Source organism: Streptomyces sp. NPDC091972 (assembly GCF_044756385.1).
Taxonomy (GTDB): domain Bacteria; phylum Actinomycetota; class Actinomycetes; order Streptomycetales; family Streptomycetaceae; genus Streptomyces.
Map to the genome: position 1 here is coordinate 21965 of NZ_JBIVSV010000009.1, position 19858 is coordinate 41822.

Below are 19858 nucleotides of genomic sequence, written 5' to 3' on the forward strand. Positions count from 1 at the left end.
CATCCTGGACGATATGGAGCACGTCTCCGCTACGGCGGTCACCGATGCCGCGGGCGTCGTGACGGGGTGGAGCGAGGATGCCCGGCGGCTGACGGGACACACGGCCGAGGAGGTCGTAGGGCGCGCCGCGCGGGACCTGCTCGCCGAGGACCCGCCGCGATCGGCCGTGACAGCGCTGACGGGGACCGTCGTACTGCGGCACCGCGACGGTTCCCTCCTCACCCTCGTCCTCGACGCCTGCCCCGTGCTGGGCGGCGACGGCACGCCGACCGGATACGTGATCACGGCCCGGCGCCCCGGTACCGCCGAGCCGACCCTGGCCGGGCAGGCCTTCCAGCAGGCCTCGATGTCGATGTCGGTCTTCGACACCCGCCAGCACTACCTGCGCCTCAACGACGTGGCCTGCCGGGTCATGGGAGTCCCCGAGGAAGCCCTGATCGGCCGCTTCTTCCCGGACACCGTCGAGGAGGCCGAGCACAGCCGCGGCTTCCTCGCCAACCTGCGCCAGGTCGCCGAGACCGGCAGACCCGCCCGCTACGAGAGCTTCACCGGCGCGCCCGCCCTCAACCACGAGCACGCCTGGACCTGCGAGATGTGGCCCCTGCACGAGGACGGCTCCACCGAACCGACCGGCGTCGCCCTGGCCGCCTTCGACAGCAGCGACCAGTACTGGGCCCGGCAGCGACTGGCTCTGCTCAACGAGGCCGCGGCCACCATCGGCACCACCCTCGACGTGGTGCGCACCGCCGAGGAACTCGTCGAACTCCTCGTGCCGCGCTACGCCGACTTCGCCAGCGTCGACCTCCTCGAATGGGTCCTCGGCGCGGACGAACCACCCACCGTCCTGGAGGGCGACATCGTGCTGCGCCGCGTCGCCCACGGCTCCGCCCACGAGGGCACCCCCGAGGCCGCCGTCCGCCTGGGCGAGACGGACATCTACCTGGCCTCCTCGCCGCCCGCGCGAGCGGTGAAGGAGGGCCGGGCCGCCCTCAGCCAGGCCGGCGAACCCGACTTCATGCGCTGGGTCGCCGAACGCAACGCCCGCGCCCCCGCGGGCCGCTCCTACCGCAAGGGAGCCCACTCCCTGCTCGCCGTGCCGCTCAAGGCCCGCGGCACCACCCTGGGCGTCGCGGTCGCCGTCCGCATCGCCCATCCCGACGACTTCGGCGCCGACGACGCCGTCCTCGGCGAGGAGGTCGCCAGCCGGGCCGCCGTCTGCATCGACAACGCCCGCCGTTTCGCCCGGGAGCGCACCACCGCACTGGCCCTCCAGAACAGCCTCCTGCCGCGCGGCCTGCCCGGACAGGCCGCCGTCGAGGTCGCCCACCGCTACCTGCCCTCCGGCTCCCTGGCCGGCATCGGCGGCGACTGGTTCGACGTCATCCCGCTCTCCGGCAGCCGCGTCGCCCTCGTCGTCGGCGACGTCGTCGGCCACGGCATCCCGTCCTCGGCGACCATGGGCCGTCTGTGCACGGCGGTGCGCACCCTCGCCGACGTCGACCTGGCCCCCGACGAACTCCTCACCCACCTCGACGACCTGGTCACCCACCTCGCCTCCGGCGACCGCGACGAGGAGGTCGCCGAGCTCGGCGCCACCTGCCTCTACGCCGTCTACGACCCGGTCTCGCGCCGCCTCACCACGGCCGCCGCCGGCCACCCGCCGCCCGCCGTCGTCCTGCCCGACGGGACCGCGCGCCTGGTCCCGCTGAGCGCCGGGCCCCCGCTCGGCGTCGGCGGACTGCCCTTCGAGGCCACGGAGACCGAACTGCCCGAGGGGTCCGTCGTCGCCCTCTACACCGACGGCCTCGTGGAGGACCGGGACCGGGACGTCGACCACGCCACCGAGGAACTGTGCCGTGCGCTCACCGCGAGGACCGACACCCTCGACGACCTGTGCGACACAGTCCTGAAGGCCGTGCTGCCCGAGGAACCCGGCGACGACGTGGCCCTGCTGCTCGCGCGCACCCGGGCCCTCGGCGCGGACCGGGTCGCCACCTGGGACGTCGAACCCGACCCCGCGCACGTGGCCGCGACCCGGCAGGCCGCTACCGACCAACTGGCCGCCTGGGGACTGGAGGAGACGTCCTTCGTCACCGAACTCGTCGTCAGCGAACTGGTCACCAACGCCATCCGCTACGGCGAACCGCCCATCCAGCTGCGGCTGATCCGGGACCGCACCCTCATCTGCGAGGTCTCCGACGGCAGTTCCACCTCCCCGCACCTGCGGCGCGCCCACGCCTTCGACGAGGGCGGCCGCGGGCTGCTGCTGGTCGCCCAGCTCACCCTGCGCTGGGGGAGCAGGCAGACCGGCAGCGGGAAGACGATCTGGGCCGAACAGTCCCTGGAAGCACCCGAGTTCTGAGCGGCGCGGTCACTCGAAGGAGCAGCCGGGGTTCGGCACGTCCTCCGAGTACGGCGAGCCGTGCGGGAGGACGTACAGCACCTCCAGGACCAGGGGGACGTCCCCCTCGTTGCGGCCGAGGTGGACGTCGCCGGGGCCGCCCGGCTCGCGGACCACGGTGCCCTGCGGATAGGTGCCGTCACTGGCGCAGTCGGAGTGGTAGTGGCTGAGGGTGCCCTGCTTGACGTACCCGACGACGAGGCCGTCGTGGTAGTGCCAGCCGGTCGCCTGGCCCGGCGGGACGGTGATCTCCCGGAGCACGTAGTCGGTGCCGCCCACGGTCTTCTGGGCGATCAGCGTGCCGGTCACTCCGGGGCCGGGCGGGGTCGCCTGTGCGGTGCCGCCGGTGAGGACGGTGGCGGCGACGACCGCGCCGGACAGGGCGGTACGGAGCGCGATGCGCATACGGAGGGCCTCCTGGCTCGTGTGCTTCAGCGATCACGTGTCGTTGTGAACATAGAGCCGGGACAGGCCTGTCGGGCGGTGTTCGGCGGATCCGCCGGTTCAGGTCTCCTCGTCGGCGACCTGAGCCAGCGTCCGGCCGGTCCGCACCGAGCGTGCCCGGCGCGGATCCGGTGTGCCGTGGCCGCGCGCCCCTCCCTCGGTGGTCTTCACCAGGAGCCAGTTGTCCGCACGGAAGCGGGTCAGCGCGTACGCGCCGCGCAGCTTCGCCCCGTGCAGCCGGAAGGTGGCGTGCCCGCGCTCCAGGGACTCCGCGAAATCGACGGGACGCCCCTTGCGGTCGTGGCTCAGCGGCTCGTACGTGCCGCGGTCCCACACGATCACCGTGCCGCCGCCGTACTCGCTCGCGGGGATCACGCCCTCGAAGTCCTCGTACTCCAGCGGATGGTCCTCCGTCGGCAGCGCGAGACGCTTGTCCTCGGGCACGCCGGAGGGGCCCTTCGGGACCGACCAGGACTTCAGCACGTCGCCGACCTGGAGCCGGAAGTCGAAGTGCATCGTGCTCGCGTCATGGATCTGCACGACGAACCGGGGCGCGGCACCCGTGCGGGTCCGCCGCCCCGCCGGCTCCCGGGTCCGTCCGAAGTCCCGCTTGCCGTGGTAGTCCCTGAGTCGATCGCTCACCTGCGGCTCCTTCCGGCGGTCCCGGGTACCCCGCCCGCTGCTCAGAACTCCTCGTGCACCTCCGGGTCCCCGCCCAGGCGCCGGTGCTCACGGTCGCCGATCGCCGCCATCTCGGCCTCGCCGAGCTCGAAGCCGAACACGTCGAGGTTCGTGCGCTGCCGCTCGGGGTCGCCGGACTTCGGGATCGGCAGAGCGCCGAGCTGGACGTGCCAGCGCAGGATCACCTGGCCGGGCGTGACACCGTGCGCCTCGGCGGCGGCCGCGACGGCCGGGTCGTCCAGGAGGTCCGAGCCGCGGCCCAGCGGACTCCAGCTCTCGGTGACGATGCCCTTGCCCGCGTGGAAGGCGCGCAGCTCGTCCTGCGGGAGCAAGGGGTGCAGCTCGATCTGGTTGACGGACGGCAGGATCCCGGTCTCCTTCTCCAGCCGCTCGATGTGGGCGGGGGTGAAGTTGGAGACCCCGATGGACCGTACGAGGCCGTCCTCGCGGAGTTTGACCATGGCCTTCCACGAGTCGACGTACTTGTCGACCCGGGGGAGCGGCCAGTGGATCAGGTACAGGTCCACGTACTCCAGGCCGAGGCGGGCGCGGGACTCCTCGAAGGAGGCCAGGGTCTCCTCGTAGCCGTGGTGCCGGCCGGGCAGCTTCGTCGTCACGAGGACCTCCTCGCGCGGCACCCCGGAGGCGGCCACACCACGGCCGACCCCGGTCTCGTTGCGGTAGTTCGTCGCGGTGTCGACGAGCCGGTAGCCGCTCTCCAGGGCGGCGGCGACGGCCCGCTCCGCCTCGGTGTCGTCCATCGGCCAGGTGCCCAGGCCGAGGGCGGGGATCCCCGTACCGTCGTTGAGCGTGTGTGTCGGGATGCTGATCACGTCCGGACCTTCCCTTGAGTGTGTCGTCCTCCCAGCCTCACGGATGGGGTGAGCAATGATCAACCGGACGGGCGGGGACGAGGCCGGCGGACGGCATGGACGGCATGGACGAGAAGCGGTCGGCGTGACCCGGGCGTCCCAGGTCGACGACGGGATCGTCTCCTCGCCCCTCGCCGGCCGGCTGTCGCGCGGCGCCATGGAGACGGCCCGGGGCGGTGACCACCTCGTCCTCACTGCCGACTGCGGTGGGAGCGGGGCCAGGCAGGACGCGGCGGTCGCGGAGCTGCTCGACCGGCGGGTGCGGGTGAGGCCGCCGATCCTCGTGGACCGCACGTCGGTCGAGGGCGTGGTGACACGGGCGTTCAGCGTGAGAGGGCGTGGGCGGTGCCGCCGTCCGCGGCCAGGGCGGAGGCGATCCGCCGGTGGGCCTCGCGGCGCTCCTCCTCGGGCACGGGCGGCAGGAGTTCCTCCCACACCGGCAGGAAGGAGCCGCGCAGCTGCACCAGCCCCGCGGGCCGGGCGAGGAGCCAGAAGTGCAGGTGGGCGGCGCCGTCGCCCCAGCGGTTGACGTGGACGCGGGCGACGCCGTCGAGGGCGAGGACCGCCCGCTCCACCCGTTGGAGGAGGGGGCCGAGCTCGGCCGCCCGCTCCGCCGGGAGGTCGGACAGGTCGTGGTGGCCGCGCGGTTGCAGCATCACGACGGCCGGGAGCCGGGACTCGGTGCCGACCTCGTCGAGGCGCCAGTGGTCGTCGGCCCACAGGGCCTGCGTCACCGGCTTGAGACAGGTGCGGCACTCCTCGGGGCCGCCCTCGCCGGCCCGGTCCGGCTCGGGCAGGACGGGGGGCCGCAGCCGCTTGACCCGGAAGTCCCCTTCGAAGGGGAAGGTGTCCCAGGCGGTCACCGAGTCGGCGGGCAGGGGCAGCCGTTCGCCCGTCGGCAGCCGCCGCAGGAAGGCACCGGGCTCCTGGGGAGTTGCGGGCGTGTCCACGCTGGGCAGTCAACCATGGGTGACGTGTCCTGAGGGGCACGGATCTCGGACAGATGCCGGCGATCAACGGAGCACGCATGACGACGGACAAGGGCACGGCGGAACGGGACGCGGGCATCGAGGTGAACCCGGTGGCCGGGCACATCGGTGCCGAGATCACGGGCGTCGACCTGTCGGACGACCTCAACGACACGGTGGTCGCCGCGATCAGGGCCGCGGTGCTGCGGTGGAAGGTGGTCTTCTTCCGGGGACAGAAGCTCGACCACCCCGGGCACGTCGCCTTCGCCCGGAGGTTCGGCGAGCCCGTCGTGCTGCGCAAGCGGGGCAGCGCCTCACCCGCGGACTTCCCGGAGGTCGAGACGACCGCCGACCGGCTGGAGCTGGGCGGGAAGTTCGGGATGGAGCACGAGGAGTGGCTGCGGCGCCGCCGGCACACCCTGCTGCGCGGCTGGCACTGCGACCACGGGGCCCGGATCGACCCGCCCGCGGCGACGATCCTGCGCGCCGAGACGGTTCCGCCGTACGGGGGCGACACGCAGTGGTCCAACCTCGCCGCCGCCTACGCCGGGCTCTCCGGCCCGGTGCGGGAGTTCGTCGACGGACTGCGGGCGGAGCACCGGCTCGGCGTCGGCTACCAGCCCCGCCCGGGCGACGACGCCTACGTCCGGCACCTGCTGGACCACCAGGTCGCCTCCCTGCACCCGCTCGTGCGGGTCCACCCCGAGACGGGGGAGCGGATCCTCTACGTCAACGGCTACTACGTCGAGCAGATCGCCGACCTCTCCCGCGCCGAGAGCCGGGCGATCCTCGACATGCTCCTCGAACAGGCGGTCCGGCCGGAGTACACCGTCCGCTTCCGCTGGGAGCCGGGAAGCGTCGCCTTCTGGGACAACCGGGCCACCATCCACCTGGCCCCCGCCGACAACGCCCACCTCGACTTTCCCCGCACCATGCACCGGGTGATGCTGGCGGGAGACGTGCCGGTGGGGGTGGACGGCAAGCCGTCGGAGGCGATCACGGGGAGCGCGGTGGGGCGCTGGTGAGGGGGCGGGGCGGGCCGGGGGTTCGGTGACGCGGTTCGCTCTAGTGCGGGTGCGGGTGCGGGTGCGGGTGCGGGTGCGGGTGCGGTCCGTGCCGGGTGCGCCTAGGGCCGCCGTGTCGTCGGGGCCGGCGCGGGCGGCCCGCCCGCGCCGTCGGGGCTCGGAGACCTAGGGATTCACGTCCGCGGCCCCCTGCCGCCGCGCAGTCCGTCACGGAGTCGGGCCTCGGGTCGGGGCCGTCTCCGGCGACGGTGATCGCGATGACCGGGGCCCCGCCTCGCCGCCGCCGCTGTCCGCCGCGACCCCGGCCCTCGCACCCGGCGGTGAACCCCGGCGCCTATGCGCCCGGTGTCCACCCCAGCGCCGGGCCCAACCTGGTGGCCATGTCGGTGAGGATCTGCACATAGTCCTCGTGCTCGAAGGTGAAGGGCAGCGCGAACGCCACCTCGTCCACCTCGCGGAACGCGGCGTGCGCGTGCAGGCGTTCGGCGATCTGCTCCGACGTGCCGACGATGTCCGGCGCGAACATGAGCCGCGCCGGACCCTGCGGCACGGCGGTGCGAGGGGTGCGCTTCGCCGCGTACTCCTCGTACCGCGCCCGCTGCTCGGCCGACGCCGAGTCGGTCGGGATCACGACGAGGCCCTGGGACACCCGGGCCGCCTCCCCGTCCGGATGCGCGGCGCGGAAGGCGCGGATGTGCGACAACTGGATCTCCGCGAAGTCGTACGGCCCCTCGGGAGCCTCCGCCTTGACGACGCTGCTGGTCAGGAAGTTCATGCCGTGCTCACCGGCCCAGCGCGCCGAGCTCAGACTGCCGCCGCCGTACCACAGACGCCGGCCGAGACCCGGGGAGTGCGGCTGGACCCGGTCCGAGAACACCTCGAACCCCCGCACCCCGCTGAAGTCGCTGGCCGGTGCGCCGCGCACGAAGTCGAGGAGCCGTCGCACCCGCTCGTAGGAGAAGTCCTCGGCGTCGGCGGTGTCCGGGTACAGCGCCTCCTTGACGTCGTCGAAGTGCATCGGCGGGCCCACGCTCACACCGGGGTTGACCCGCCCCCCGGACAGGATGTCCACGGTCGCCAGGTCCTCCGCCAGCCGCAGCGGGTTCTCCCAGCCGAGCGGGATCACGGCCGTACCCAGCTCGATGCGGCTGGTGCGCTGGGAGGCCGCCGCCATGACGGCGACGGGGGACGAGATGCCGTACTGGAGGTGGCGGTGGCGCAGCCACGCGCTGTCGAAGCCGAGCCGCTCACCCAGCTCGATGATCTCCAGCGTGGACTCGTGCCCGCGCCGCGGATCCGTCTCGTCGAACAGGCCGATGGTCAGGAAGCCCAGTCGGCGCAGGGGGCGGGGGGTCGGCGGCACGGGCTCCTCCGGGTTGTTTGATGTATCAAGTACCAAGCAGTGCCAACCCGGCTGTCACGCGTGATGTTCCCGGTCGTCGGATCCCTCGGGCGTGGCGCGGGACAGCGGAATGGTCACCTCGTCCTCGACCGGCGGGTCGATCTCCTGGGCGAGGTTGCCGGTGGCCGCGAAGCAGCGCAGGCGCACCTCCTCCGGGGTGACGTCCAGCCGCAGGAAGCACTTGAAGAACGGCGGGCTGTACGTCGCCGAACTCGGCGAGAACAGCTGCGTGTAGATCTTGCGCACCGGGAGCCGGAAGCGCGAGGTGCGGTCGGGCCGGCCGCCCGCGCCGAGGAGGCTCGCCACCAGGCGGGTGCGCAGGGTGACGCGGGCCGGCTTGCCCGGCAGACGGGTGGGCGGGATGCCGAGCCGCTCGGCGATCACCGCGGTGGCCTCGGCCTCGGTGAGGGTGAAGAAGCGGCGCAGCCGCAGCCGGCGTCCGTAGAGCCTGCTGTAGAAGGCCAGCGAGTCGCCGCGCAGGGGGTAGCAGCGGAAGTCCTCCTCGGTGACGTTCGCGACGGAGACGTGCGGGATGGTGTGCGTGGCGTGCATGAAGGCGCCGCCGCCGCCCGAGACGACGTACTGGATGGTCCGGCCGTCCACGTCCACCGGATAGCGCTGGTAGTTGTGGATGTCGCCGCCTATCGCCGCGACGTAGTGGTGCTCGGGATCGCGCACGATGTCGTCGACCGTGCCGCCGCCCTCGATGGCGCACGGGTGGTGCTCGCCGTCCACGTACAACGGGGAACCAGTGATGAGGATCTTCGGACGCGGGCCTCGGGAGACCTCGCGCAGCCAGGCGCCCTGTTCGGCGTCGAGGGTGCCGAGCAGCCCGGTGTCTATGCCGATGATCCGCACTTGGCCGGCGTCGACCGCCCAGTACGGGCCCGGTTGGACGGCCCGCTGGGCCGGGGCCGCACGCAACCGGCGTGCCTCGTCCAGGAGTTGGCCGTCGTTCGCGCGCGGCCGGTGCCACAGCAGGGAACGCAGCCAGGCCCGGGTCAGGGGGCGGGGCGCGGGCTCGGGGTCCAGGGGCGGGGCGTCGTCGCAGAAGACGCGCATGAAGGCGCCGAGGTCCTCGTACCAGTCGTGGTTGCCGGGTATCGCGTAGATCGGCGCCGGATAGTCCCGGTAGGGCCGGAAGAACTTCGTGGCGTAGTCGTCCGCGCTGCCCACCGGGTAGATCACATCACTGGCGACGACCGCGAACCGGGTGTCCTGACTGATCCGCAGAAAGCCTGGTACGACGGCGTACTGAGGGTCGTCGCCCTCGCCGGTGTCGCCGATCACCATGAACGAGAACCGGTCCGGGTCCGCCCGCCGGATCACCTTGTCGGCGGGTGCGCCGGCCGCCGCGCGCTGGGCCACCCAGCGGCTCCGGGTACGGCCGGTGGGGTCCCCGAACCAGGAGGCGACCACGCCGTTGCGGGCCGCCCACAGCGTTTTCGGGTCCAGCCAGGAGATCTTCTCGACCTTGGGCGGCATCAACCGCCTGTACTCGCCGAGTTGGGCGGAGCCCCAGCCGGCGCCTTCGGCGGTATCGCGTGAGGAGTCAGACACCGGTGCACCGTAACAACGATCTAGGACCGGCAGGGAAGGGGAGTGCCGGATCGGGTCTCACCTGGGCCTGCTGTGCGGTGCGGCCCATTGCGGATCCTGCGGTGCGCGGGCGTGGACCACCCTGGCGTCCTGGTCCTTCCCGTCCTCGTCGTCCCGGTCGTCCGGGAGTGAGCGGGACGACGCCCCGGTGCGCGAGGCCGAGGCGGACGAGCGGTTCCAGTCGCCCTCGCCGAGCACCAGGAGGGGGTCGAACATGACCACGACTCCGGCCAGCAGCAGAAAGATCGCCGGTCCCAGGAGCATGGGCAGCAGCAATGAGGTGGGCGAGTCTCCCGCCCACGAGCCGCCGGTCGTGCCGTGCACATGGACGCTGACCGCCGACATGCCCGTGTAGTGCATCCCCGTCACGGCGATGCCCATGATCAGGCTGGCTCCGAGGCTGGTCAGGAAGCCCCGGATCGTGACGGCCGCCCACAGGGCGGCGGTCGCGGCGACGATCGCGATGACCACGGACAGCGCGACGACGGCGGCGTCGTACCGGACCGTCCCGTCGAGGTGCAGTGCCGCCATGCCGAGGTAGTGCATGGCCGCCACGCCGAGCCCGGTGATCACGCCCGCGAAGGACAGGGTGAGGGTGCTGGCACCCCGGTAGCCGACGATGAAGACGCCGACGCCGACGCCCACGACGACGATGGCCACGGCGAGACTGAGGACCGTGAGCCCGGCGTCGTAGCGGACCCGGGTCTCCACCACCCGGAAGCCCATCATGGCGATGAAGTGCATCGTCCAGATGCCGCAGCCGATCGAGGCGGCGCCGAGCGCCAGCCAGCCGGCCTTCCACGACTGGGTGCTGAGCAGGGTGCGCACGATGCAGCGCAGCCCCAGAGCCCCTCCCAGGCACGCCATGAGATAGGCGGCGACCGGGGTCACCGCGCCGTAGCGGAACCCGTCGACCGTGCCTTCCATAAGCCAACTCCCCCCAGAGCCATGGCTGGTTGTGGAGGAAGGGTTACGGCTCGGGATCCGGTTGAGCAAGGCCTTACCTCAAGTAAGCACGGGACTCCCGCGGCGCCCTGTTGAACTTTGGTCACATGGCGGCGAGTTTCGGCCATGCGGTCTCCAGTGCGGCGCGGTTCTGCGAAAGTTGACCCTTTTTCAGCATCCCCTGGTATCGGTGATGCCGTTCGACGGGGAAAGGTCCGGCGCCGGTGCCGGCAGCCGCGTCACGCGAAGAACTCGCCCAGCAGCGGCAGCAGCAGGGAGCTCCGCTGCATGAGGGCCATGTGCGTGGTGGCCGGCAGGACGGCCAATCGCGCATCGGGGATCAGCCGTTGCATCTCGGCCGCGTGCTCCACCCGTACGAAGTCGTTGTCGCCGAGGAGCAGCAGGGTGGGCGCCCGCAGCCCGCGCAGGTCGTCGGCGGTCCAGGGCAGCGGGGCATGGGCGGCCGCCGAGACCTTGGCGAGAAAGTCCTGGAAGTGCTCGGGGCGGGGCGCGACGGCCGCGTAGGCGTCGGCCATGCGCCGGAAGTCGTCCTGGCTGGGCAGCCGGGGCGAGCCGTAGTCCGGGACGCGGACGTCGTCGTGGACCCCTTCCTGGGTGTACATGGTGGCGGCGAGCGCGAGCCGTCCGACGCGCTCCGGATGCCGCACCGCGATCTCCAGCGCGGTCAGCCCGCCGAGGCTGAACCCGAGTAAGTCGGCCTGTCCGATGCCGAGTTCGTCGAGCAGCGCCACCACGTCCGAGGCCAGACCCGGGACCGTCAGCGCACGGCCGGTGTCGGCGGTGCGGCCGTGTCCTTGCAGTTCGGGGGCTACGACCCGCCGGTCGGCGGCCAGGGCGGGGAGTAAGGCGGAGAAGGTCAGATCGACGGTGAGGCCACCGCCGTGCAGCAGCACCAGCGGGCGGGTTCCGTCCGGGGCGGTGCCATGGGTCTCGTAGTACATCTCCAGGCCGTTGACCTTGGCGTGGGCGGAACCGTTCGGCACGGTCATCACATCCGTTCTGCGCAGTCGGGTGCGGGGGAGACCCGGCGCGGCCGCGGAAGTCATCGGTGCGGTGTCACCCGGGTGGGGCGGGCACCGGACGCAGCACCATGAGGGCGCCTTCGCGGGCCGCGGCCATGGCGAACGGAAACCGGTCGGCCTCCAGGCACAGGCGGACGTCGTCCGGGTGGACACCCGGCAGCCCCTCCCGCGCACCCCGCTCCAGCGAGGCCGCCCAGCGCGAGTCCCGCGCACGACGGAGATACGGTCCCGCGTCCACCTCGGCGGACTCCACGCGCCGCGCCACGTACTCGGCGCAGGCGCGATCCTCCTCGGCGCGTCCCTCCTCGCCGGTGACGACGAACGTCACCTCCCGCGCTCCGCGTGCCCGCAGCAGCCGCGCGGTGGCGCCGGCCACGACGAAACTCGCGCACAGCAGCAGCCCGGCGTCGGCCACCGCCAGGGCGCCGACCGTGCCCGAGGTCGTCTTCTGCACGACGGTGCGGCCGTCGAGGTCGTGATCCGCCAGCAGGGCCGGGGAGTTGTACGCGTCGAACCCGGGCACGGGCGCGCCGTCCTTGAGGGCCAGCCAGCCCGGCTGCCGGGCCTTCAGCTCCAGGGCCTCGTCCTCCGAGGAGGCCAGGACGATCTTCTCGGCACCACCGGCGAAAGCGTGGGCGGCCACCGTGAACGCACGGAGGACGTCGATGACGACGGCGACGGCGGGAGTCCCCGTCAACTCCGGAATCCCGAGGAAGTGAGAGCGCATCGGCCCATATTGCAGCAGCCCAGCCGTGCCGGGGAGGGCTGCACGGTGAGGCGGGGCCGAGGCAGCCGGTGGCGCTCCGGCGCGCACGCGGTGCAGGACCGCTGCCCGTGCGGCGGCCGTCTCCCACCGGGGCCGCAGGGGGAGCGTCGCCGCCCGGGCGCCACGACCCTGGAGCCGACCGTGGCCGGCCTCGGTCAGGTCTCCGCCGTGGGGCGGACCCGGCCTCGCCGGGCCACCGATCCCCTCACCGTCGAGCAGTCAACTCCCCTCGGTCCGTTCGAGCTCGGCGAGGGTGAGTACGTGGCCGCCGATGCCCCAGCCGCCGTCGGTGACCTCCTCGACGAGGACGAGGGTGGTGGCGCGGGCGCGCTCGCCGTAGATGTCGACGTAGAGCTCGGTGGCGCGGGTGACGATCTGCTGCTTCTGCTCCTCGGTGAGGGTGCCGGCGGGGACCTTGAAGTTCGCGAACGGCATGGGTGCTGCTCCATCTGCGGGGTGGGTGAACGGTGCGCACACCACGGTCGTCCGGTGCGGCAGGCACAGCCAGGGCTGCGCGCACCCTGGGGTCGGCGTCCCCTGGCTCCGCCGCCGCGTGCCGCGTGATGATGGCGGGATGAACCTTGCCGAGCTCGCCGCGTTCCTGAGGTCCCGGCGCGATCGCGTACGGCCCTCCGACGTCGGGCTGCCCACGGGGCCGCGGCGCCGGGTCCCTGGCCTGCGGCGCGAGGAGGTCGCACAACTGGCCGGCCTGTCGGCCGACTACTACACCGAACTCGAACGCGGAGGGGACGTCCAGCCCTCCGCGCAGGTGCTGGCCGCGCTCGCCCGGGCGCTGCGTCTGGGCGGCGACGAGCGCGACCACCTGTTCCACCTCGCCGACCGGCCCGTCCCCACGGTGGCCCGGGGCCCGAACGCCCATGCCCAGCCCGCCCTGCTCGGTCTGCTGGACCGGCTCACCACGACACCCGCGCAGATCATCACCGACCTGCACGAGACCCTCGTGCAGAACGAACTGGCCGCCGCGCTGATCGGCCGCGCCCCCACCCGCCGCGGCACGGCCGGGAGCTTCGTCCACCGGTGGTTCACCGACCCCGCCTCCCGCGGCGTCTATCCCGCCGAGGACCATCCCCAGCACTCCAGGGCCTTCGTCGCCGACCTGCGGGCCGTCGCCGCCCGGCGCGGCCGCGACACGGAAGTCGCCGCGATGGTGGCCGACCTGCAACGGCGCAGCCCGGAGTTCAGCGCCCTGTGGGACACCCACGACGTGGCGCTGCGGCGCGTCGACCACAAGCGGATCGTCCACCCGGCGCTGGGAGTCGTCGCAGTCGACTGCCACACCCTGTTCAGCGAGGACGGACGCCAGCGTCTGCTCTGGTTCAGCGCCCCGCCCGGCACCGAGGCCGCCGCCCAGCTGGAACTGCTCTCGGTCATCGGCACCCAGGACATGTCCACGGACGACGAGAACACGTTGCGTTAGGCAGCGCGGTCCGCGCACGACCCCGGTACCTTCCGCGTGGGGTCGCGTGCTCCGGGCGCCGCGCTCGCCGCTACGGCTTCCAAGCCAGCCCGCCGTGCTCGGCGACGACCTCCGGGACGGGCGAACCGGGGTCCGGACGCCATCGCGTGACCGGTACGACGCCGGGTTCGACCAGTTCCAGCCCGTCGAAGAAGCGGGTGATCTCTTCGACGGTGCGCAGTACGTACGGGACGGCGCCGCTGTCGTTGTAGCTGGCCTGGGCCCGTTCGAAGACCGGGTCGACGCCGAGCGAGCCGTCGTTGACGCAGAGGTGACTGCCCGGCGGGAGGGCGCCCATCAGGTGGGTGACGATCGAGCGGGCCTGCTCGTGGTCGGCGATGTGCCCGAGGATGTTGCTGAGGACGACCGCGACCGGCCGGCCCAGGTCGAGGGTGCGGGCGGCGCCCGCGAGGATCCGGTCCGGGTCCGTCGCGTCGGCGTCGAGGTACGCGGTGGCCCCCTCGGGGGTGGACGTGAGCAGGGCGCGGGCGTGGGCCAGGACCATCGGGTCGTTGTCGACGTGGACGATCCGGGCGTCGGGCGCGAGCCGCTGCGCGACCTCGTGGGTGTTCTGCGCGGTGGGAAGGCCGGTGCCGACGTCCAGGAACTGCCGGATGCCCGCCTCGGCGACCAGATACGTGATCGCGCGGCTCAGGAAGGCCCGGCTGCCGCGGGCGATCGTGACGATGCCGGGGAAGACGGCGGTGTAGGCGTCGCCGGCCGCCCTGTCGACGGGGTGGTTGTCGCTGCCGCCGAGCCAGTAGTTCCAGATGCGCGCGGAGTGCGGCACCGAGGTGTCGATCTCCGGGTGTTCCGTGGGCTCGGGCGTCGTCACCGGATCGGTCATGAGGCGGGTCCGTCCTTCGGCCTGGCGTCGATCGGTCACGCCACAACCTATGCGCCAACGTCCTTCGTGCGCCTGCCTGTTCGGGGACCGGAGCCGTCCTTCGCCCGCTTGCCGGTTCGGGACCGGAGCCGGCCGGGACGGCTCTCGTCGACGCCGGGCAGCGGTGCTCAGCCGCCGCGTCGCACCTGGGCCGCCCGGCGGGCCTCGGCGAGTTTGCGGGCCTCACCGGCCTTCCGGGACCTGCCGCCGGGGCCGCGGGAGGCGTCCTTGCTGGTGCCCAGCCCACGGAAGGGAACGTTGGTGTTCTTGGGCCGGGACGCGGCGGGCCCGCCGTCGAGCGGCGTACCGGACGGAGCCCTGGCGCCGGTGATCCGGCTCAGTTCCGCCTCGCCCGAGCGCACCTTGGTGACCGTCGGCTCGATACCGGCCTCGGCCAGCACACGGCTCGTCTCACGGCGCTGGCCCGACAGCACCAGGGTGACGACCCTGCCGGACTCTCCCGCCCGCGCGGTGCGGCCCGCGCGGTGCAGATAGTCCTTGGCGTCGGTGGGCGGGTCCACGTTGACCACCAGGTCCAGGTCGTCGACGTGCAGGCCACGGGCCGCGACGTTGGTGGCGACCAGGGCGGTGACCTGCCCGTCCTTGAACTGGGCGAGGGTGCGGGTGCGCTGCGGCTGGGACTTGCCGCTGTGCAGGGCCGCGGCCTGCACCCCGCCGGCCCGCAGGTGCCGGGTGAGCTGGTCGACACCGTGCTTGGTGTCCAGGAACAGCAGCACACGGCCGTCACGGGCGGCGATCTCCGTGGTGACGGCGTACCGGTCGGGGCCGTGGACGACCAGGACGTGGTGGTCCATCGTCGTGACGGCACCCGCGGACGGGTCCACCGAGTGGACGACGGGGTCGTGGAGGTAGCTGCTGACCAGGTGGTCGACGTCCCGGTCCAGGGTGGCCGAGAACAGCATCCGCTGGCCCTCGGGCCCCACCTGGTCGAGCACCTGCGTGACCTGCGGCAGGAAGCCCATGTCGCACATCTGGTCGGCCTCGTCGAGGACGGTGATCCGCACCCGGCCCAGACGGCACGCCTTGCGCTCGACGAGGTCGTGCAGCCGGCCGGGGGTGGCGACGACGACCTCGGCGCCCTCCCGCAGTGCGGCGATCTGCCGGCCGATCGACATCCCGCCGACGACCGCCGCCATCCGCAGCCGGAGTGCCTCGGCGTACGGTGCCAGGGCCTCGGTGACCTGCTGTGCGAGCTCCCGGGTGGGCACCAGGACCAGTGCCAGGGGCTGCTTCGCCTCCGCGCGCCGCCCGGCCGTCCGGACCAGCAGCGGGAGACCGAACGCGAGCGTCTTGCCCGATCCGGTGCGCCCGCGCCCCAGGACGTCGCGTCCCGCGAGGGCGTCGGGCACTGTGGCCGCCTGGATCGGGAAGGGCTCGCGCACCCCGTGCTCGGTGAGGGTCCGCAGCACCTCGGCCGGGAGCGCCAGATCGGCGAACGAGGCGGGGGACTCCGGGCCGTGGTGGCCGGGCTGGTCGGGGTGGTTCATGAAAGAGCCTTCCGCAGAGGGACGTACCGAGGAGGCCCGGCAGGAAGTCATGAGCGCGCAAAGGTTAGACGGTAACACAAAGTGATGGAGGGCCTGGTCTCGACGGCTTGCCCGGGGGCCGCGGTCCCGCCCCGGCACCGCTTGCACGCCGAGCCGCACCACCCTCACCGGGCTCCGCCTAGAACGTGCGCTTGAGCAGGTCCAGCAGTGCCGTCCAGTGCCGCTCGTCGGCCTCGGGGTGGTACGAGGCGGTGTCGGCCTGGGTGAAACCGTGCGGGGCACCGTCGTAGACCTCGCAGCGGTGCCGGACCCCGGCCTCGGTGAGCACGGCGGCAAGCCGCTCGATCTGCTCCGGGGGCAGCGACGGGTCGTCGTCGGCGTGACCGAAGTACAGCTCGGCGGTGATGTTCCCGGCCACCAGGTGCGGGCTGTCCGGAGCGTCGGTCGCCAGGCGCCCGCCGTGGAAGCCGGCCGCCGCGGCCACCCGGTCCGGATAGGTGCCGGCGGTCAGCAGCGACAGCCGTGCGCCCATGCAGTAGCCGGTGAGGGCTACGGGACCGTCGGCCGCCTCGGGGCGGTCGGCCAGCCAGCGCAGATACGCCCCGGCGTCCCGCATCGCGAGCTCCGGTGTCAGGGCCCGCACGAGCGGAGTGACCGCGTCGAAGATCTCCGGCCGCGCGTCGGGGTCGATGAACTCGGGCAGCTCGACGACCGGCGCGCGTCCCTGCCGGTAGAAGACGTTGGGTACGAGGACCGCGTATCCCGCCCCGGCCAGCCGGTCGGCCATCGACCTGAGGTGGGGGCGCAGCCCGAACGCGTCCTGGAAGAGCAGGACGGCCGGCCGGGGCGCACCGTCGCCCGGGTGGGCGAGATAGGCGTCGGCGACGCCGTCCGCGGTGGGGATGTCGACGGCGGTTCCCTGTACGGAGGTCATGGGGGGAGTGCCTCTCTGCGCGTGCGACGGCGAGCAGGTCGCCGGCCCGGCGGGACCGGGCCGGAGCACATGGTTGCACGTACCATCCACTTGCCCGTCGCGGCCCCCGCCACTTGGGCGCCGCTTTACTCGAACCGGCTGGCGTCACCCGCGCCGTAGCGCACGATCTCCGCCTCGCCGCCGGAGAAGTCGATCACCGTCGTCGGCTCGGTGCCGCAGTCCCCGGAGTCGACGACCCCGTCCAGCACATGGTCCAGACGGTCCTTGATCTCCCAGCCCTGGGTCATCGGCTCCTCCTCGTCCGGCAGCAGCAGGGTGCTCGACAGCAGCGGTTCCCCGAGCTCGGCGAGCAGTGCCTGGGTCACGACGTGGTCGGGGATGCGCACGCCGACCGTCTTCTTCTTCGGGTGCTGGAGCATGCGCGGCACCTCCTTCGTCGCCGGGAGGATGAAGGTGTAACTGCCGGGCGTCGACGCCTTGATCGCGCGGAACACGTCCTTGTCGACCCGTACGAACTGTCCGAGCTGCGCGAAGTCCTGGCAGACCAGGGTGAAGTGGTGCCGGTCGTCCAGATGACGGATGGTCCGGATCCGGTCGATGCCGTCACGGCTGCCCAGCCGGCACCCGAGCGCGTAGCAGGAGTCCGTCGGATACGCGATCAGCGCGTCCGAGCGGATGCTCTCGGCGATCTGGGAGATGGTGCGGGGCTGCGGGTTGTCGGGGTGCACGTCGAAGTACTTCGCCATCCGTCGAGCTTATGCGGTCGGCGTACGGCGGTGCCGCAGGCGGGGGTGACGTCGACTGCCGGGCCCGCCGCCTCGCGGTCGCGTGGAGCACCCCGCCGGCCGATACCTCACCGTGCAGTCACTCGCCGTACGGTCACTCGCGACGCAGTCACTCCGTGGCGGCTCGGCGAATCGGCCACGCACGCGGCACGCGGTCACGGCCCACGACATGGCCCCCGCCTCCCGCCTCCCCGGGCGACTCCTCGGCACGGCCGCGCACCATCCCGCCGCAGCAGCAGAGCCCAACGGTGCGGACCTGGCCGGCCGTCGTCGGCCCTCGACCGCCCGTGGGTCTCCGTGCAGCCCCACGACGCCGCCCGGCCACCCTCTCCGTCACTGCCCGCCCCTCCCACCCGACCGCAACCGACAAGCGCCCTTCCGCCGCTCGTGAGGTAACGTCCCGAGCGGTGTCGTCAGGGGACGCGCAGGGCCAGGAGAAGGGTGACGTGGCAGGTCAGCGGGGCGGACGCGGTGGCGGTCGGGCGGCGGACGCCGAGACCCCGACATGGGCGCGGGAACTCCTCGACCATCTGCGGCCCACGGGACGGGACGTCCGCAAGGTCGTCGCCTGGCTCGCGGAGACCGTGCACGGCACGGCCGTCCTCCAGGACGACAGCGGCACCCTCGTCGCCGGAACCCCGATGCCACTGGACGAGAGCCTCGTCGCCGGCATCCTCACCGGACGCCTCGCCTCGGCGGCCACCGAGGAAGGGGGCAGCCACCTGCGGCTGGTCAGGGTGGAGCACCCGGACCCGGCGTCCGCCGGAGCGGGAGTGCTCGCGGTGGCCCGCCCGGAACCCTTCGACCGGCGCACCTCCGACATCCTCACGCACACCGTCCAGGTCCTCGAACTCCTGCTGCGCGCCCGCGAGACGACCGAGGCCGGGCGGCGCCTGAAGCGGGCCACGTCCGATCTGCGCCTGGCCATACTCCAGTTGCTCATGGTCGAGGACACCGTCTCGGCGCGCCGGGTCGCGGCGGGACTGTGGCCCGGTCTGCTCGACACCGACACGGCGTGCGTCTACGTCCTCGAGGGCGACGCGGCGGAACGCGACCGGCTCGCCGAGGAGTGCCTCGGCGTGACCGGCGACCGTGCCCTGGTGGTGCGCTGCCCGGCCATGGACGGGCACGTGATCATCGTGACCACCGGGGAGGCGGCGGGCGCGGCCCTGCGCTCGCTGGTCGACCGCACTCCCGGCACCCTGCTCGGCGGCAGCGCCCGGCAGAGCCTCGCCCGGACCGCCACCGCCTACGGACAGGCGGTCAGTGCTCTGGCCGTGGCACGCGTTCGGCCGGACAAGGCGGCTCTGTACGCCGAACGCAACCGTCCCGAGCGACTGATGGACCCCGCCGCGCTGCGAGCGTGGACCGCCCGGCTGCTGCGCCCGCTGGACGCGCTGCCGCACCACACCCGCGCCGAGCTGCTCGCCACCACCCGCCTCGGCCTGGAGTTCACGGCTGTGAGCGCCGCCAAGGTCCTCGGTGTCAGCCGCAACACCGTCCGCGCCCGGATGGAACGCGTCGAGTCCCTGCTGCGCACCGACTTCACCGACCTGGCCGTGCGCGCGACCGTCCATCTGGCCCTGAGCACCCAGGTCAGCCTCGCGGACGGCCAGGACGAGAACGGCGGCACCAGGCAGCCCCGCGCCCGTCTGGACGACCTGCTGGCCGGACCCGCGCTGGAGACCTGGGCACGGGAGCTGCTGGGGCGACTGGACAGCGACGCCCGCGACCTGCGCCGCACCCTGCGGAGCTGGATCGCCGCGGGGGGCAACGCGGAACGTGCCGCGCGGGCACTGGCCGTCCACGCGCAGACCGTGCGCGACCACGTCCGCAGCGCCGAGCCGGTCCTCGAACGCCGGCTGCTCGCCTCCGGCGGCGACCTGTACGAGGTCGTCCTGGCACATCTCGCGACGGGCGAACTCGCACACCCCGACCTGCCCCGCGACGAGCAGGGTTATCCGGATCATCCTGATCATCCCGGCGATCCAGGCCATCCTGGCGATTCGGGCGCACCTGTGCACGGGTGAGCCCTGTGCCGCGCACAGCGGGCATCGACGCGATTCACAGGGGTGCGCAGGTCACGTAGGTTCGAGCCACCGCGGGGGGAACGACCGGAACG

General features: G+C 72.9%; 18 protein-coding genes. 4 read left to right on the forward strand and 14 right to left on the reverse strand.

Annotated features, from left to right (window positions below):
- Positions 1-13: 13 nt before the first annotated feature.
- Positions 14-2362 (forward strand): SpoIIE family protein phosphatase, encoded by a 2349-nt coding sequence (locus tag ACIQJT_RS25545; protein WP_402647099.1) that lies wholly within the window; start codon positions 14-16, stop codon positions 2360-2362.
- A 9-nt stretch (positions 2363-2371) separates the two neighbouring features.
- Here the strand turns inward: ACIQJT_RS25545 and ACIQJT_RS25550 are convergent, their stop codons facing one another.
- From ACIQJT_RS25550 to ACIQJT_RS25565, 4 genes are all read right to left on the reverse strand, one after another.
- Complete coding sequence (locus ACIQJT_RS25550; RefSeq protein WP_365465182.1) at positions 2372-2806, reverse strand: cupin domain-containing protein; 435 nt, start codon at positions 2804-2806, stop codon at positions 2372-2374.
- 99 nt (positions 2807-2905) lie between these two features.
- Complete coding sequence (locus tag ACIQJT_RS25555; RefSeq protein ID WP_402647102.1) at positions 2906-3487, reverse strand: DNA polymerase ligase N-terminal domain-containing protein; 582 nt, start codon at positions 3485-3487, stop codon at positions 2906-2908.
- A 41-nt stretch (positions 3488-3528) separates the two neighbouring features.
- Positions 3529-4359, reverse strand: coding sequence for an aldo/keto reductase (locus ACIQJT_RS25560; protein WP_402647104.1), 831 nt, complete (start codon positions 4357-4359; stop codon positions 3529-3531).
- A 362-nt stretch (positions 4360-4721) separates the two neighbouring features.
- Positions 4722-5348, reverse strand: coding sequence for a hypothetical protein (locus ACIQJT_RS25565; RefSeq protein ID WP_402647107.1), 627 nt, complete (start codon positions 5346-5348; stop codon positions 4722-4724).
- Between the two features lie 77 nt (positions 5349-5425).
- Between ACIQJT_RS25565 and ACIQJT_RS25570 the strand changes: the two genes are divergently transcribed.
- Positions 5426-6391 carry a TauD/TfdA dioxygenase family protein gene (locus tag ACIQJT_RS25570; RefSeq protein ID WP_402647110.1) on the forward strand — a complete coding sequence of 322 codons (966 nt, stop codon included), beginning with the start codon at positions 5426-5428 and terminating at the stop codon, positions 6389-6391.
- Between the two features lie 334 nt (positions 6392-6725).
- Here ACIQJT_RS25570 and ACIQJT_RS25575 read toward each other — a convergent pair whose 3' ends face one another.
- From ACIQJT_RS25575 to ACIQJT_RS25600, 6 genes are all read right to left on the reverse strand, one after another.
- The gene (locus ACIQJT_RS25575; RefSeq protein ID WP_365465166.1) at positions 6726-7754 is read right to left on the reverse strand and encodes an LLM class flavin-dependent oxidoreductase; all 1029 of its coding nucleotides are present in this window, start codon (positions 7752-7754) and stop codon (positions 6726-6728) included.
- 54 nt (positions 7755-7808) lie between these two features.
- A complete protein-coding gene (locus ACIQJT_RS25580) occupies positions 7809-9353 on the reverse strand; it encodes a metallophosphoesterase family protein (protein ID WP_402647112.1) in 1545 nt (514 codons plus the stop codon).
- Positions 9354-9410: 57 nt separating this feature from the next.
- Positions 9411-10319 (reverse strand): MHYT domain-containing protein, encoded by a 909-nt coding sequence (locus tag ACIQJT_RS25585; RefSeq protein ID WP_402647115.1) that lies wholly within the window; start codon positions 10317-10319, stop codon positions 9411-9413.
- A 257-nt stretch (positions 10320-10576) separates the two neighbouring features.
- Positions 10577-11347 (reverse strand): alpha/beta fold hydrolase, encoded by a 771-nt coding sequence (locus ACIQJT_RS25590; protein ID WP_402647117.1) that lies wholly within the window; start codon positions 11345-11347, stop codon positions 10577-10579.
- Between the two features lie 67 nt (positions 11348-11414).
- Positions 11415-12107, reverse strand: a complete 693-nt coding sequence (locus ACIQJT_RS25595) for a 2-phosphosulfolactate phosphatase (RefSeq protein ID WP_365465154.1) — start codon at positions 12105-12107, stop codon at positions 11415-11417.
- 258 nt (positions 12108-12365) lie between these two features.
- Positions 12366-12581, reverse strand: a complete 216-nt coding sequence (locus ACIQJT_RS25600; protein WP_365465151.1) for a 4-oxalocrotonate tautomerase family protein — start codon at positions 12579-12581, stop codon at positions 12366-12368.
- A gap of 139 nt (positions 12582-12720) precedes the next feature.
- Between ACIQJT_RS25600 and ACIQJT_RS25605 the strand changes: the two genes are divergently transcribed.
- Positions 12721-13584 (forward strand): helix-turn-helix transcriptional regulator, encoded by an 864-nt coding sequence (locus tag ACIQJT_RS25605; protein WP_365465148.1) that lies wholly within the window; start codon positions 12721-12723, stop codon positions 13582-13584.
- A gap of 70 nt (positions 13585-13654) precedes the next feature.
- Here ACIQJT_RS25605 and ACIQJT_RS25610 read toward each other — a convergent pair whose 3' ends face one another.
- From ACIQJT_RS25610 to ACIQJT_RS25625, 4 genes are all read right to left on the reverse strand, one after another.
- Positions 13655-14470: an SAM-dependent methyltransferase gene (locus ACIQJT_RS25610; protein WP_402647121.1), complete on the reverse strand. Its 816-nt coding sequence runs from the start codon at positions 14468-14470 to the stop codon at positions 13655-13657.
- Between the two features lie 167 nt (positions 14471-14637).
- Positions 14638-16017, reverse strand: coding sequence for a DEAD/DEAH box helicase (locus ACIQJT_RS25615; RefSeq protein ID WP_402647124.1), 1380 nt, complete (start codon positions 16015-16017; stop codon positions 14638-14640).
- Positions 16018-16195: 178 nt separating this feature from the next.
- Complete coding sequence (locus ACIQJT_RS25620; protein ID WP_402647126.1) at positions 16196-16951, reverse strand: dienelactone hydrolase family protein; 756 nt, start codon at positions 16949-16951, stop codon at positions 16196-16198.
- 125 nt (positions 16952-17076) lie between these two features.
- Positions 17077-17697 carry an L-threonylcarbamoyladenylate synthase gene (locus ACIQJT_RS25625; protein WP_365465137.1) on the reverse strand — a complete coding sequence of 207 codons (621 nt, stop codon included), beginning with the start codon at positions 17695-17697 and terminating at the stop codon, positions 17077-17079.
- Between the two features lie 485 nt (positions 17698-18182).
- On the opposite strand from ACIQJT_RS25625, the gene ACIQJT_RS25630 reads away from it, so the two are divergent.
- Positions 18183-19766: a helix-turn-helix domain-containing protein gene (locus tag ACIQJT_RS25630; RefSeq protein WP_402647131.1), complete on the forward strand. Its 1584-nt coding sequence runs from the start codon at positions 18183-18185 to the stop codon at positions 19764-19766.
- The last annotated feature ends 92 nt before the right edge of the window (positions 19767-19858 follow it).

Coding starts and splice junctions, on each gene's coding strand:
- ACIQJT_RS25610 (WP_402647121.1), bottom strand. CDS start 14,470: ATGACCGATCCGGTGACGACGCCCGAGCCCACGGAACACCCGGAGATC.
- ACIQJT_RS25600 (WP_365465151.1), bottom strand. CDS start 12,581: ATGCCGTTCGCGAACTTCAAGGTCCCCGCCGGCACCCTCACCGAGGAG.
- ACIQJT_RS25550 (WP_365465182.1), bottom strand. CDS start 2,806: ATGCGCATCGCGCTCCGTACCGCCCTGTCCGGCGCGGTCGTCGCCGCC.
- ACIQJT_RS25615 (WP_402647124.1), bottom strand. CDS start 16,017: ATGAACCACCCCGACCAGCCCGGCCACCACGGCCCGGAGTCCCCCGCC.
- ACIQJT_RS25625 (WP_365465137.1), bottom strand. CDS start 17,697: ATGGCGAAGTACTTCGACGTGCACCCCGACAACCCGCAGCCCCGCACC.
- ACIQJT_RS25590 (WP_402647117.1), bottom strand. CDS start 11,347: ATGACCGTGCCGAACGGTTCCGCCCACGCCAAGGTCAACGGCCTGGAG.
- ACIQJT_RS25570 (WP_402647110.1), top strand. CDS start 5,426: ATGACGACGGACAAGGGCACGGCGGAACGGGACGCGGGCATCGAGGTG.
- ACIQJT_RS25595 (WP_365465154.1), bottom strand. CDS start 12,107: ATGCGCTCTCACTTCCTCGGGATTCCGGAGTTGACGGGGACTCCCGCC.
- ACIQJT_RS25620 (WP_402647126.1), bottom strand. CDS start 16,951: ATGACCTCCGTACAGGGAACCGCCGTCGACATCCCCACCGCGGACGGC.
- ACIQJT_RS25605 (WP_365465148.1), top strand. CDS start 12,721: ATGAACCTTGCCGAGCTCGCCGCGTTCCTGAGGTCCCGGCGCGATCGC.
- ACIQJT_RS25545 (WP_402647099.1), top strand. CDS start 14: ATGGAGCACGTCTCCGCTACGGCGGTCACCGATGCCGCGGGCGTCGTG.
- ACIQJT_RS25585 (WP_402647115.1), bottom strand. CDS start 10,319: ATGGAAGGCACGGTCGACGGGTTCCGCTACGGCGCGGTGACCCCGGTC.